Consider the following 12,565-nt stretch of genomic DNA (forward strand, 5'->3'; position numbering starts at 1 on the left):
GCGCCGCGGGACAGGCTGCTACGGGAACCGCAGCGTTGCGCCCGCGGGGACTGTGGTGGGAGCCCGGCGGCACCATGATATGGGGGAGTACCTTGGAGGAACCCGCCATGAGCAATGCCCAGTTCGACTCCACCCGCGTTGTGCGCAAGGTGCGCGGCCGCGCGGCCTCCGACGGCGCCGGCGTGAAGCTCACGCGCGTGATCGGCGGTCCCGACCTGCCCGACATGGACCCCTTCCTGCTGCTCGACGAGTTCGGCACCGACCGCGCCGAGGACTACATCGCCGGCTTCCCCGACCATCCGCACCGCGGCTTCGAGACGGTCACCTACATGCTCGACGGCCGCATGCGCCACCGCGACAACCACGGCAACGAGGGCCTGCTGGTCCCCGGCAGCGTGCAGTGGATGACCGCCGGCCGAGGCCTGGTGCACTCGGAGATGCCCGAGCAGGAGGCGGGCCGCATGCGCGGCTTCCAGCTGTGGGTGAACCTGCCGGCCAGGGACAAGATGATCGAGCCGCGCTACCAGGAGTTCGCGCCCGAACGTATCCCGCTGGTGCGTCCCGCCGATGGCGTCGACGTGCGCGTGATCGCCGGCGAGGTCGTCGCGGGCGATGGCACCCGCGTGCGCGGGCCGATCGACCAGCCCGCCACCTCGCCGCTGTACCTCGACGTATCGCTGCTGCCCGGCATGGCCTGGGAACATCGGCTGCCGGAAGGCCACAACGCCTTCGCCTACGTGTTCGAAGGCGAGGCCACCCTGGGTTCCGGCGAAGAGGCCAGGCAGCTCGCCAGCCACGAACTCGGCTTGCTTGGCGGCGGCGACCTGCTGCGCGTGGAAGCCGGCGAGGCCGGCGCACGCCTGCTGCTTGTTGCGGGACGCCCCCTGCGTGAACCGGTCGTCCGCCACGGGCCGTTCGTGATGAACACGAAGCAGGAAATCATGCAGGCCTTCGTCGACTTCCAGGAAGGCCGTTTCTGAGGCGTTGCGAACATCCACGAAGCAGGAGGGCGGTGCCGATGCGCCGCCCTCCTGCGTTTGCGGGCCCTTGACTGCGTTGCTCAGCTGGTCGCCGCGGGCTCCCGTCCAAGCCAGCCGTAGATGCCGCCGCCGAGCACCGCGCCGACCAGCGGCGCCACCCAGAACAGCCACAGCTGCCCGAGCGCGCCCGGGCCTGCGAACAGCGCTACCGCCGTCGAGCGGGCCGGGTTCACCGAGGTGTTGGTGACCGGGATGCTGATCAGGTGGATCAGGGTCAACGCCAGGCCGATGGCCACCGGTGCCAGCGCCGCCGGCGCGCGGGCATGCGTCGCGCCCATGATCACGATCACGAACATCGCCGTGAGCACGACTTCGCACACCGCTGCCGCCGTCATCGAATAGCCACCCGGGGACAGTTCGCCGTAGCCGTTGGTGGCGAAGGCGCCCGCCGCCGTCGGATCGATCGAAAAGCCCGCGCTTCCGCTGGCGATGACGTACAGGATCCAGCCGGCGAAGGCACCGCCGGCCACCTGCGCGATGATGTAGGGCACCAGCTCCGACACCGGGAAGCGACCGCCGGCCCACAGGCCCACGCTCACCGCCGGATTGAAGTGTGCGCCCGAGATGTGGCCGAAGGCGTAGGCGCCGGTCAGCACGGTCAGGCCGAAGGCCAGCGCCACGCCGTGGAATCCAATCCCCAGCGGATTGCCGTCGCCACCGAAATGCGCGGCAAGCACCGCACTGCCGCAACCGCCAAGCACCAGCCAGAACGTGCCGATGAACTCGGCCGCGAGTTTCTTCGTCATACAGTCCCCTCCTTCAGGCGGCCGGTTGGCCGCTCCCCGGAAGGAACGCTAGCGCCGAGCGCGGCGCGATGTGTTTGCGTCGCGTTAAGCGGCCCGCCGCGGGCTCAGCGGATCGAAACCCGGACGTCGTCGAAGCGCAGCGACTCCGCCAGCGACATCGCCTGCGACAGTTCCTCTTCGCTGCGGCCGCGCAACGAGACGTGGGCGACGTGCGAGCGATCGAGTTCCACCAGGGTCTCGCGCACTTCGACTCCGACCATCCCGGAGACCTCGCTGCGGTACCACCAGTTCTGGGCCCCGTCGATCCGTGCTTCCTCGGCGCGGTTGCCCCGGCGCGGACGGAACGGCGTTTCGGTGGTGATCATCACCGCCAGCATCTGGTGGCCGTCGCTGTCGCGGATGGCCTTGCAGAAGGTGTAGCCGGCGCCGTCGAGCTTTTCCCACGTCAGCTCGCTGGCGGCAGGAAGTGTCGGGCAATCGCTTGCCGACTGGGCGTGGACGCTGCCTGCCGCAAGCAGCATGGCCGTGGCCAGCACGGTGATCGCTTTCATGTCTTTTCCCCAGAGCAGGCGCGGAACGAAGAGGCGCCTTGCCCGATCGTGAGTGGTGCGTTGCGACAGGGTCCGTGACTGCTGTCACGTTTTGCAAGGTCCGTGCTCAGGTTTCGGGCTGATTAGCACTGTTCCGGCGTGACGCCAGCACCTGCGCGAGCCGCGTCGGCTCGGGCAGGCGGTGCTCGCGGGTGAAACGCATGACGAGGTCCGCACTCGATGCCAGGGCCACGCGATGCCCTGGCGACACCACCAGGGGCGGGTCTCCGGGCCGGCTTCGCAGCAGCCAGCCGACCTGCAGGCGCTCGGTGTTGCGCAGTGCGGTGTAGGCGCCGCGGGTCTGGTGCGGCTCGGGACCGGTGCCGGCCAGGATCGCCCGTGCGACGCCGATGCAGGGCAGCCCGCTGGCGACGCCGAAATGGGCCGCGATACCGAGACCGCGTGGATGGGCGATGCCGTGGCCGTCGACGAAGGCCAGGTCGGGCGGCCGCGGCAGCGCCGCCAGGGCCGCGCGCAGCGCCGGCAGGGCGCGGAACGGGACCAGTTCCTGCGCATTGGACGCGTGGGTGGGCAGGCGGGCGTTCCCGCTGGCCAGCACTTCGAGCGTCACGGCGTCCAGCAGTACCGCGGTGGCGTGGGCCACGGCGCCGCCATCGCTGAACTCGACGCTGAATCCACCGATGGTGGCCAGGTGCCTGGGGAAACGGTCACGCAGTTCCAGCAGGTCGGCCAAGCGGGCCTGGAGCGCGCGTGCGTCTTCCAGGGGGCCATCGTCGTCGGCGGGAGTGGCGCAGGCCGCGGGGCCGGGCGGGCCGGCGTGGAGAGGAGAGGGGGAGGGCATCGTGGCGCAGAGGATACGCCCCGCACATCAACTTTCGGCGATGAGGCGGTGCGACAGTGCGTGCAGCCGCTGCGGCGTCCCGACGTCGGTCCATCGGCCACGGTGGTGTTCGCCGCTGGCCGCGCCGCGCACCATGGCGGCGCGCAGCAGTGGGGCCAGCCTGAAACGTGGCGGTGTCGCGTCGGCCCCCGCGGCATCGCCGACGACGTCGCGCCACCCGTCCAGCAGCGCCGGCCTGTAGACGCCGATGCCCGCGAAGGTCAGCCGTGTCGCGCCTGCATCCCCGTCGTGGACGCGGCCATCGGCATCGAGCACGAAGTCGCCGGCGGGATGGTGGTCGGGGTTGTCGACCAGCACCAGGTGCGCGTCGCCGCGCGGCTCCCGCGGCAGGCGCGCGAAATCGAAGTCGCACCAGATGTCGCCGTTGACCGCGATGAAGGGCCCGTCGCCCAGGAGTGGAAGCGCGTGCAGCATGCCGCCGCCGGTTTCCAGCGGCGTGTCGCCTTCGTATGCGTAGTGGATGCGAAGCCCCCAGCGGCTGCCATCGCCGAGGAGTTCTGGAAAGCGCGGCGCCAGCCACGAGGTGTTGACCACCACGTCGCGCACGCCGCTGCCGGCGAGCCGCTCCAGGTGCCAGGCGATCAGCGGCTTTCCGCCCGCTTCAAGCAGGGGCTTGGGCGTGGTGTCGGTCAGCGGGCGCATGCGCTCGCCGAGGCCGGCGGCGAAGACCAGGGCCTTCACGGTTTGACGCCTGGGCTGCCCGCCACCACCAGCGCCGGACGCACGTGGCGATCGAGCACGCCGGCCAGCGGCGCGAGTTCCGGAAACCGCGGCAGCGCCTGGTCGAGATAGGCCAGGAAGCGCGGGGCATCGGCGAGGTATTTCGGCTTGCCGTCGCGGTGGTGCAGGCGGGCGAAGATGCCGAGCACCTTGAGGTGGCGTTGCACGCCGATCAGTGCGGCATCGCGCAGGAAGCGCTCCGGAGCTGCGGGGACAGGGACTCCGGCCGCCAGTGCGCGGGCATGGTATGCCGCCAGCCAGGCGTCCACGCGGGCCGGCGGCCAGCTGAGGAAGGCGTCCTTGAACAGGCTCACCGCGTCATAGGCCACCGGCCCCAGCACCGCGTCCTGGAAGTCGAGCACGGCGAGCCCGCCCGGCACCGGCATCAGGTTGCGCGGCATGAAGTCGCGGTGCACCAGCACCCGGGGCTGGGCCAGCGCGCTGTCGATGAGGATGCGATAGCCGAGGTCGAGCGCCTCCAGGTCTTCGCAGCCGGGTTCGACGCCGAGGTGGCGGCGGAGGAACCATTCGTCGAACAGGCGCAGCTCGCGCACGAGCAGGGCTTCGTCGTACAGCGGGAGGTCGTCCGGCGCCGGGATGGCCTGGATGCGCAGCAGCTGGTCGATGGCGGCATCGAAAAAGCCGTCGGCATTGCCGGCATCGATGGCGTGCAGCAGCGTGTCGACGCCCAGGTCCTCGAGCAGCAGGAAGCCACGCTCGACGTCACGGGCGAGCACCCGGGGCACGCGCACGCCGCCGCGCTCCAGCACGTCATGCAGGCGCAGCCAGGGGCGCACGTCCTCCAGCGCCGGGGGCGAGTCCATCACGATCAGGCTGGCGTCGCCGCTGCCGCTGGCGCGCCAGTAGCTGCGGAAGCCGGCGTCGGTCGAAGCCCGCTCCAGCGCGAGGGCAGGGCTTGCGGCGGCCGCGCGCGCCCAGTCCAGGCGTGCGTTCGCGCGGGTGTCGTCGATGGCTGCGGTCATGCGGTCTCCAGGCCGGCGGGGCGGCGGTGTGCACAGGGTAAACTTCGCGCTGGTCCTTAGACAGCGCAGGCCCCGCCACATGATCCAGCTGCAACCCGTGCTCCTGTCAGGCGGCTCCGGCACGCGCCTGTGGCCGCTGTCGCGCGAGGCCTACCCCAAGCAGTTCCTGGCCCTGGCCGGTGAACACACCATGCTGCAGGACACCTGGCTGCGCGTGGCGCCGCTGGCCGCGCTGTCGCCGATCGTGGTCGCCAACGAAGAGCACCGCTTCCTGGCCGGCGAGCAGCTGCGCCAGGTGGGCGTGCAAGGCGCGTCGATCGTGCTCGAACCGGTGGGTCGCAACACTGCTCCGGCCATCGCCGCCGCAGCGTTGCAGGCCACCGCCGCGGGCGCCGACCCGCTGCTGCTGGTGCTTCCGTCCGACCACGTCGTCCGCGATGCCGATGCGTTCCGCGCTGCCGTGCGCGAGGCGATGCCGGCGGCCGAAGGCGGGGCACTGGTGACCTTCGGCATCGTGGCCGAAGCGCCGGAAACCGGTTTCGGCTACATCCAGTCCGGGCCGGGCGAGGGCGTGCGTGACGTGCTGCGCTTCGTCGAGAAGCCCGACGCCGCCACCGCGCAGGGCTACCTCGATGCCGGTGATTACTACTGGAACAGCGGCATGTTCCTGTTCCGCGCTTCGCGCTACCTCGAGGAACTGGGGCGCGTCCGTCCGGAGATGCTGGACGCGGTGCGCGCTGCCTTCGAAGGCGCCGTGCGCGACGGCGACTTCGTGCGCCTGGACAGGGATGCGTTTTCCGCAGCGCCATCGGATTCGATCGACTACGCGGTGATGGAGCGGACCGACCGCGCGATGGTGCTGCCGGTGGACATCGGCTGGAACGATGTCGGGTCCTGGTCGGCGCTGTGGGAGGTGAGCCCGCAGGACGCGGACGGCAACGCCCACAACGGCGAAGTGATCGCCGTCGACAGCCACGGCAGCTATGTCTGGTCGCGGCGGATGGTGGCGCTGGTCGGCGTGGACGACCTGGTGGTGGTGGAAACCGCCGACGCGGTGCTGGTCGCGCGCAAGGACCGCGTGCAGGAGGTCAAGGAGGTGGTTGCGCGCCTGAAGGCCGACGACCGCAGCCACGCCGTGCTCCACCGCGAGGTCCATCGCCCCTGGGGCAGCTACGACTCCATCGACCAGGACGAGGGCTTCCAGGTCAAGCGCATCAAGGTCAAGCCCGGCGGACGCCTGTCGCTGCAGTCGCACAAGTGCCGCGCCGAGCACTGGATCGTGGTCCGCGGCATCGCGCGGGTGACCCGCGACAACGACGTGTTCGAGCTGCACGCGAACCAGTCGACCTATATCCCGCTGGGCGCGAAGCACCGGCTGGAGAACCCCGGCAGCGAAGTGCTGGAGCTGATCGAAGTGCAGTCGGGCGACTACCTCGGTGAGGACGACATCGTCCGCTACGAGGACGTCTACGGGCGCTCATGACCGACGCCGCCATCGACCGCCAGCTCGACCGCCTCGAGGCTGCGAGCCTGCACATCCTGCGCGAGGTCGCAGGCCAGTGCCGCCAGCCGGTGATGCTGTATTCCATCGGCAAGGACAGCTCGGTGCTGCTGCACCTGCTGCTGAAGGCCTTCGCGCCGGCGCGGCCGACGATCCCGCTGCTGCACGTCGACACCACCTGGAAGTTCCGCGAGATGATCGCGTTCCGCGACCGCCGCGTGGCGGAGACCGGTGTGGAGCTTCGCGTGCATGTGAATCCCGACGGGGTGCGCGAGGGCATCGGCCCGCAGAGCCACGGTGCCAGCCGGCACACCGAAGTGATGAAGACGCTGGCGCTGAAGCAGGCGCTCACCGCTGGTGGCTATGACGCCGCGATCGGCGGAGCGCGGCGCGACGAGGAAAAGTCGCGCGCCAAGGAGCGGGTGTTCTCGTTCCGCGATGCCAACCAGCGCTGGGATCCGCGCCGCCAGCGCCCCGAGCTGTGGGACCTGTACAACGCCCGCGTGAATCCCGGCGAGAGCATGCGCGTGTTCCCGCTGTCGAATTGGACCGAGCTCGACGTCTGGCGCTACATCCGCCGCGAGGGCATCCCGGTGGTGCCGCTGTATTTCGCCGCCGAACGGCCGATCGTCGAGCGCGAGGGCTCCCTGGTGATGGTCGACGACGAGCGCTTCCAGCTGCAGCCCGGCGAAACGCCGACGATGCGCCGGGTGCGCTTCCGCACCCTGGGCTGCTATCCGCTGACCGGCGCGGTGGAGTCCGATGCCGCCGACCTCGACGCGATCATCGCCGAGATGGAAGCGGGCACGCAGTCCGAGCGCGCCGGGCGCCTGATCGACCACGCCGTGGACGATTCGATGGAAAAGAAAAAGCGCGAGGGGTATTTCTGATGGCGCGTGATTTCCTGCGCATCGTCGCCTGCGGCAGCGTCGACGACGGCAAGAGCACCCTGATCGGCCGCCTGCTGGCCGAGGCCGGGCGCGTGCCAGACGACGAACGCGCCGCGCTTGCGAAAGCCAGCGCCGTGCACGGCACCCGCGGCGACGACATCGATTACGCCCTGCTGCTCGACGGCCTCGAGGCCGAGCGCGAACAGGGCATCACCATCGACGTCGCCTGGCGCCATCTCGAAACGCCGCGGCGCCGCTTCCTGATCGCCGACTGCCCGGGGCACGTGCAATACACGCGCAACATGGCGACCGGTGCGTCGGTGGCGGACCTTGCGATCGTGCTGGTCGACGCCACCCGCGGACTGCTGCCGCAGACCTTCCGCCACACTGCGATCGCTGCCATGTTCGGCGTGCGCCACGTGCTGCTGGCAGTGAACAAGATGGACCGCACGGGTTATGACCGCGGCGTGTTCGACGCCATTGCCGCTGCGTACCGCGAACATGCCGCGAAGCTCGGCATCGCCGATGCCACCGCGATCCCGCTGGCAGCGGCGACGGGCGACAACGTCACCAGCCGTTCAAACGCGATGGACTGGTACAGCGGCCCCACCGTGCTGGGGCACCTTGAATCAGTGCAGGTCGAAACCCGCGGCGATGACCTTCCGGCGCGACTGCCGGTGCAGCTCGTGCTGCGCAACGGCGACGACGGCCGCTGGCTGGCCGGCACGCTCGCCTCCGGCACGCTGCGCGTGGGCGATGCGCTGCGCGTCGAACCCGACGGCGTGGACGCCACCGTCGCCGCCCTGCGCCTTGTGGGTGTCGATGCGCGCGAAGTGCAGGCCGGCAGCGCCGTCTCCGTGCGTCTTGCGGAAGACGTCGATGCCGCGCGCGGCGACGTGCTGGCCGCGGCCGATGCGCCGCTGGCAGCGACCGACCAGTTCGTCGCCGACCTGCTGTGGTTCGACGAGGCCGCGCTGCTTCCCGGGCGCCGCTACCAGCTGCAGCTCGGCACGCGCCTGGTCGGCGCCCGCGTGGGCGCGATCCGGCACCGCCTCGACCCGGAAAGCCTGCAGCCCCTGGCCGCCAAGCGCCTGCAGGCCAACGACATCGGCGAAGTGGACCTGGCGCTCGACGTGCCGATCCCGTTCGCGCCCTATGCCGACGAACCGGCGATGGGCAGCTTCGTGCTGGTCGACCTGCTCAGCCGCGCCACCGTCGGTGCCGGCATGATCCGCCACGGCCTGCGCCGCGCCGACAACATCCACTGGCAGGCGCTGGACGTGAACCGCGACGTCCGCGCCGCGCTCAAGGGCCAGCGTCCGCGCTGCGTCTGGTTCACCGGCCTGTCGGGCGCAGGCAAGTCGACCATCGCCAACCTGGTCGAGCGGGGGCTGGTCGCGCGCGGCTGCCACACCTACCTGCTCGACGGCGACAACGTCCGCCACGGCCTCAACCGCGACCTCGGCTTCACCGACGAGGACCGCGTGGAGAACATGCGCCGCGTCGCCCACGTCGCGCGCCTGATGACCGACGCCGGCCTGATCGTGCTGGTGAGCTTCATCTCCCCGTTCCGCGCCGAGCGCCGTTCCGCGCGTTCGCTGTTCGCCGAGGGCGACTTCGTCGAGGTCTTTGTCGACACCACCCTGGCCGAAGCGGAGCGCCGCGACGCCAAGGGCCTCTACGCCAAGGCGCGTCGCGGCGAACTGCCCAACTTCACCGGCATCGACTCGCCGTACGAGCCGCCGGAAGCGGCGGAGCTGGTGTTGGATACGACGTCGGCCTCTGCGGAGGCGCTTGCCGAACGGGTCATCGGATTGCTGCTGGACTGACGCGGGCCGCCCCACGCCGATATCGACATGGCAAGAACAATGAAGCCGGGCAATGCCCGGCTTCACTGCGATGCGACTGCGTTCCTGCCAGCGCCTGACTCAGCGCCTGCCCTTGCGCTTGCCGTTGACGAACTCGGCAATGAACAACAGCACGATGGCGCCGACCAGCGAGGCGATGAAGCCCACCTTCTCGCCCTCTGCGTACCAGCCCAGCAGGCGCCCGACCCAGCCGGCGAGAAGCGCGCCGACGATGCCGAGCACCACCGTCATGATGATGCCGAGGTCCTGCTTGCCGGGCTTGATCAGGCGCGCGAGCACGCCGACCACGAAGCCCACCAGGATGATCCAGAGCCAGCTGCTGCCGCCGAATACACCTTCCATGACGCCCCCTCTTGTGTTGGTGACCGCCCGAGCTTAACAGGGGCGGTGGCAGGCGTGTCCACGGCCGCGATCGCAGCGCGGCATCGCGGCCATGGCCGCTCCCACAAAGGCGGGATCGCGGCCATGGCCGCCCCACGGGGCGGCCCGCTGTGGCCTCAGCAGCAGCCGTGGTCGCCGTGGCGGGTGCCGCTGTCGGCCGCCACCGCTGCGCCCATGGTCTCGCCGCGGGCGCTGGCCGCCTGGTGGGCAGCGATGACCTGGGCCACGCAGGACGTCACCCGCTTGCCCATCTCGATGTGCAGGAACTCGTTGGGGCCGTGGGCATTGGAGTGCGGGCCAAGCACGCCGGTGATCATGAACTGCGCACCGGGGAACTTCTCGCCAAGCATGCCCATGAAGGGGATCGAGCCGCCTTCGCCCATGTACATCGCCGGGCGCTTGTAGAAGGCCTGGCTGGCGGCGTCCACCGCGCTTTCAAGCCACGGTGCCATCGCCGGCGCGTTCCAGCCGGTGGAGGCCTTCTCGAGCTCGAGCGTCACCTTGGCGCCGTTCGGCGGATCGCGCAGCAGGGCTTCCTGCAGCAGCTCGCCGGCGCGCTTGCCGTCGAGCGTGGGCGGCAGGCGCAGCGACAGCTTCACCGCGGTGTGGGGACGCAGCACGTTGCCCGCGGACTCGAGCGTCGGCATGCCGCCGATGCCGGTCACCGACAGCGCCGGCCGCCAGGTGCGGTTGAGCACCAGTTCGGTGAGGTCGTCGTTCATCGGCGTCATGCCGGGCAGGAAGGGGAACTTGTCGAACACAGCCGTGTCCAGCACCTCGGCACACTTGCGCGCCTGGGCGAGCCGGTCGGCGGGGATGTCCGCATGCAGGCCTTCAAGCAGGATGCGGCCGGTGTCCTCGTCCTCGATGCGCGAAAGCAGCTGGCGCAGCAGGCGGAAGCTGGAAGGCACGACGCCCGAGGCATCGCCCGAGTGCACGCCTTCGTCGAGCACCGTCACGCTGAAGTTGCCGCCGGCCAGGCCGCGCAGCGAGGTGGTGCACCAGAGCTGCTCGTAGTTGCCGCAGCCCGAGTCCAGGCAGACCACCAGGGACGGTTGCCCGATGCGGTCGGCGAGGTGGTCGACGTAGGCGGGCAGGTCGTAGCTGCCGGATTCCTCGCAGGCCTCGATCAGCACCACGCAGCGCGCGTGCGGCAGCTTCTGCTGCTGCAACGCCATGATCGCGGTGAGCGAGCCGTAGATCGCGTAGCCGTCGTCGGCGCCGCCGCGGCCGTAGAGCTTGCCGTCGCGCAGCACCGGCTTCCAGGGGCCGAGGTCGTCATCCCAGCCGGTCATTTCGGGCTGCTTGTCGAGGTGGCCGTAAAGCAGCACGCAGTCGTCGGCGTTGCCGCCGTTGGTCGCGGGGATCTCGATGAAGATCAGCGGCGTGCGGCCCTCCAGGCGCACCACTTCCAGCTGCATGCCGGGGATGTCCTGGGCGCGCGCCCAGCCTTCCATCAGCGTGACCGCGTCCTCCATGTAGCCGTGCTCGACCCAGTCGGCGTCGAACATCGGCGACTTGTTGGGGATGCGGATGTATTCCACCAGCTGCGGCACGATCTCGTCCTCCCACTTGGATGACACGAACTGCTCGGCGCGGGTGGGATCGATCAGGCTGGTGTCCATGGTGGAACCCTGTATTCAGCGGGGAAACCCCGATTCTACGCCCCTCGCGTCAGGGTTTCCGGACGCGGCGGGGCGCGGCTGCCCGGCAGGCAGGCGGGTGCCGCGGCGATGCACATGGCCTGCAGCGGCGTCGGAGACTGGCCGCGCCGGTGCCAGGAAGGCCCGGCGGAATGGAATCCATACACCGCAAGGAGAGCGCCATGATTCCCCTGAAGTCCGTGCTTGCACCCGTGCTGCTGTCGCTGCTGATGGCCGGCAGTGCGTTCGCCAGCGAGAAGGTCAACATCAATACCGCCGACGCCGAGGCCATCGAGCGTGCGCTGGTCAACATCGGCCTGTCGAAGGCGGAAGCGATCGTCGCGTACCGCAAGGCCAACGGCGCGTTCAAGAGCGCCGATGAACTGGTCAACGTGAAGGGCGTGGGCCTGAAGACCGTCGAGCGCAACCGCGACCGGATCGTGGTGGGCGGCGGTGCCGCAAAGCCTGCTGCCGCTGCGGCGAAGCCGGCGCCCGCCAAGCCCAGGCCCGCCGCCGCCGCTGGCACGCCCTGAGCAACGCCGGGCCTGTTCCGGGCGCAGGGACGCGCCTTGAACAAGGGCAGGGCCGTCGGTCCGCACGCGACGGCACTGCCCGGTGTCACGGCGCGCCGGGACGCAGGGACGCGTCCCGGCCGCCTTCTGCAGGCACGCGCGCTCAACTGCGGGCCGCGCGTGAAGCGTGCGGCGCTACACTCCCGCCATGTGCAGCGCCGCAGCCTTCGCGCGACATCTTCCAGCGAACGAATACCGGCGCCTACGCTGGCGCAATGGCCTTGGCTGGACGCGCGAGATCCACGCGGGGTCGCTGGCGGGCGTTGATGGCTGGGACTGGCGGCTGTCGATCGCCGAGATCGAGGCCAATGGCCCGTATTCGGCATTCCCGGGCGTGGAGCGCGAGCAGGTCCTGCTGTCGGGCGAAGGCCTGGTCCTGGACTTCGGCGATGGCCATGAACGCATGCTGGCACCGCCGCACGGGCGCCAGCGCTTTGGCGGCGATGTGGCGGTGGACGCGCGACTGCAGGGAAGCCGGGCCGAAGTGTTCAACCTCATGTGGCGGCCCGGGCGGGTGACGCCCCGGTTGTGGCACCGGCCGCTCGTGGGGTCGATGCTGCTGTTCGTCGATCCCGGCAGCACCTGGGCGCTGCATGTCATGGCCGGGCAGGCCAGCGTCGACGGCGACAAGGCCCTGCCGCTGCTCGAGATGGGTGACAGCGCGCTGCTCGCCGCGGGCGACATGCGCCGGCGGCACGTGATCGAAGGCGCGGGCGAACTGCTACTGGTGCGCATCGAGCCGACGGCCCTGCAGATCGACCCGGATTGA

General features: G+C 70.3%; 13 protein-coding genes. 6 read left to right on the forward strand and 7 right to left on the reverse strand.

What is annotated here, in order from left to right:
* Positions 1-107 precede the first annotated feature (107 nt).
* Positions 108-980: a pirin family protein gene (locus ACW5E8_RS02000; RefSeq protein WP_456963831.1), complete on the forward strand. Its 873-nt coding sequence runs from the start codon at positions 108-110 to the stop codon at positions 978-980.
* A gap of 80 nt (positions 981-1,060) precedes the next feature.
* Here ACW5E8_RS02000 and aqpZ read toward each other — a convergent pair whose 3' ends face one another.
* The 5 genes from aqpZ to ACW5E8_RS02025 all read right to left on the reverse strand — a co-directional run bounded on the left by aqpZ (position 1,061) and on the right by ACW5E8_RS02025 (position 4,941).
* A complete protein-coding gene (gene aqpZ, locus ACW5E8_RS02005; protein WP_456963832.1) occupies positions 1,061-1,786 on the reverse strand; it encodes an aquaporin Z in 726 nt (241 codons plus the stop codon).
* 104 nt (positions 1,787-1,890) lie between these two features.
* Positions 1,891-2,337, reverse strand: a complete 447-nt coding sequence (locus ACW5E8_RS02010; protein WP_456963833.1) for a hypothetical protein — start codon at positions 2,335-2,337, stop codon at positions 1,891-1,893.
* A gap of 106 nt (positions 2,338-2,443) precedes the next feature.
* Positions 2,444-3,178, reverse strand: coding sequence for an endonuclease V (locus tag ACW5E8_RS02015; RefSeq protein WP_456963834.1), 735 nt, complete (start codon positions 3,176-3,178; stop codon positions 2,444-2,446).
* A gap of 27 nt (positions 3,179-3,205) precedes the next feature.
* Complete coding sequence (gene murU, locus ACW5E8_RS02020) at positions 3,206-3,919, reverse strand: N-acetylmuramate alpha-1-phosphate uridylyltransferase MurU (protein ID WP_456963835.1); 714 nt, start codon at positions 3,917-3,919, stop codon at positions 3,206-3,208.
* Positions 3,916-4,941 (reverse strand): aminoglycoside phosphotransferase family protein, encoded by a 1,026-nt coding sequence (locus ACW5E8_RS02025; protein ID WP_456963836.1) that lies wholly within the window; start codon positions 4,939-4,941, stop codon positions 3,916-3,918. Before ACW5E8_RS02025 ends, murU begins: the two co-directional genes overlap by 4 nt.
* Before the next feature lie 79 nt (positions 4,942-5,020).
* On the opposite strand from ACW5E8_RS02025, the gene ACW5E8_RS02030 reads away from it, so the two are divergent.
* The 3 genes from ACW5E8_RS02030 to cysC are packed head-to-tail and all read left to right on the forward strand — an operon-like array spanning position 5,021 to position 9,161.
* Positions 5,021-6,424 (forward strand): mannose-1-phosphate guanylyltransferase/mannose-6-phosphate isomerase, encoded by a 1,404-nt coding sequence (locus ACW5E8_RS02030; RefSeq protein WP_456963837.1) that lies wholly within the window; start codon positions 5,021-5,023, stop codon positions 6,422-6,424.
* On the forward strand, positions 6,421-7,332 hold the full coding sequence (gene cysD, locus ACW5E8_RS02035) for a sulfate adenylyltransferase subunit CysD (RefSeq protein WP_456963838.1): 912 nt from the start codon (positions 6,421-6,423) through the stop codon (positions 7,330-7,332). Before ACW5E8_RS02030 ends, cysD begins: the two co-directional genes overlap by 4 nt.
* Positions 7,332-9,161, forward strand: coding sequence for an adenylyl-sulfate kinase (cysC, locus tag ACW5E8_RS02040; RefSeq protein WP_456963839.1), 1,830 nt, complete (start codon positions 7,332-7,334; stop codon positions 9,159-9,161). The genes cysD and cysC overlap by 1 nt, the downstream gene beginning before the upstream one ends.
* A gap of 99 nt (positions 9,162-9,260) precedes the next feature.
* On the opposite strand, the gene ACW5E8_RS02045 is transcribed toward cysC, so the two are convergent.
* Together ACW5E8_RS02045 and ACW5E8_RS02050 are read right to left on the reverse strand one after the other, a co-directional pair.
* Positions 9,261-9,542 carry a GlsB/YeaQ/YmgE family stress response membrane protein gene (locus tag ACW5E8_RS02045; RefSeq protein WP_456963840.1) on the reverse strand — a complete coding sequence of 94 codons (282 nt, stop codon included), beginning with the start codon at positions 9,540-9,542 and terminating at the stop codon, positions 9,261-9,263.
* A 155-nt stretch (positions 9,543-9,697) separates the two neighbouring features.
* A complete protein-coding gene (locus ACW5E8_RS02050) occupies positions 9,698-11,206 on the reverse strand; it encodes a M20 family metallopeptidase (protein WP_456963841.1) in 1,509 nt (502 codons plus the stop codon).
* A 170-nt stretch (positions 11,207-11,376) separates the two neighbouring features.
* On the opposite strand from ACW5E8_RS02050, the gene ACW5E8_RS02055 reads away from it, so the two are divergent.
* Together ACW5E8_RS02055 and ACW5E8_RS02060 are read left to right on the forward strand one after the other, a co-directional pair.
* On the forward strand, positions 11,377-11,757 hold the full coding sequence (locus ACW5E8_RS02055) for a ComEA family DNA-binding protein (protein WP_456963842.1): 381 nt from the start codon (positions 11,377-11,379) through the stop codon (positions 11,755-11,757).
* Between the two features lie 187 nt (positions 11,758-11,944).
* A complete protein-coding gene (locus ACW5E8_RS02060) occupies positions 11,945-12,565 on the forward strand; it encodes a HutD/Ves family protein (protein ID WP_456963843.1) in 621 nt (206 codons plus the stop codon).

Source organism: Luteimonas sp. A649 (assembly GCF_054072735.1).

Coding starts and splice junctions, on each gene's coding strand:
- cysC (WP_456963839.1), top strand. CDS start 7,332: ATGGCGCGTGATTTCCTGCGCATCGTCGCCTGCGGCAGCGTCGACGAC.
- ACW5E8_RS02010 (WP_456963833.1), bottom strand. CDS start 2,337: ATGAAAGCGATCACCGTGCTGGCCACGGCCATGCTGCTTGCGGCAGGC.
- ACW5E8_RS02030 (WP_456963837.1), top strand. CDS start 5,021: ATGATCCAGCTGCAACCCGTGCTCCTGTCAGGCGGCTCCGGCACGCGC.
- ACW5E8_RS02060 (WP_456963843.1), top strand. CDS start 11,945: ATGTGCAGCGCCGCAGCCTTCGCGCGACATCTTCCAGCGAACGAATAC.
- ACW5E8_RS02055 (WP_456963842.1), top strand. CDS start 11,377: ATGGAATCCATACACCGCAAGGAGAGCGCCATGATTCCCCTGAAGTCC.
- ACW5E8_RS02045 (WP_456963840.1), bottom strand. CDS start 9,542: ATGGAAGGTGTATTCGGCGGCAGCAGCTGGCTCTGGATCATCCTGGTG.
- aqpZ (WP_456963832.1), bottom strand. CDS start 1,786: ATGACGAAGAAACTCGCGGCCGAGTTCATCGGCACGTTCTGGCTGGTG.
- ACW5E8_RS02015 (WP_456963834.1), bottom strand. CDS start 3,178: ATGCCCTCCCCCTCTCCTCTCCACGCCGGCCCGCCCGGCCCCGCGGCC.
- ACW5E8_RS02000 (WP_456963831.1), top strand. CDS start 108: ATGAGCAATGCCCAGTTCGACTCCACCCGCGTTGTGCGCAAGGTGCGC.
- ACW5E8_RS02025 (WP_456963836.1), bottom strand. CDS start 4,941: ATGACCGCAGCCATCGACGACACCCGCGCGAACGCACGCCTGGACTGG.
- cysD (WP_456963838.1), top strand. CDS start 6,421: ATGACCGACGCCGCCATCGACCGCCAGCTCGACCGCCTCGAGGCTGCG.
- ACW5E8_RS02050 (WP_456963841.1), bottom strand. CDS start 11,206: ATGGACACCAGCCTGATCGATCCCACCCGCGCCGAGCAGTTCGTGTCA.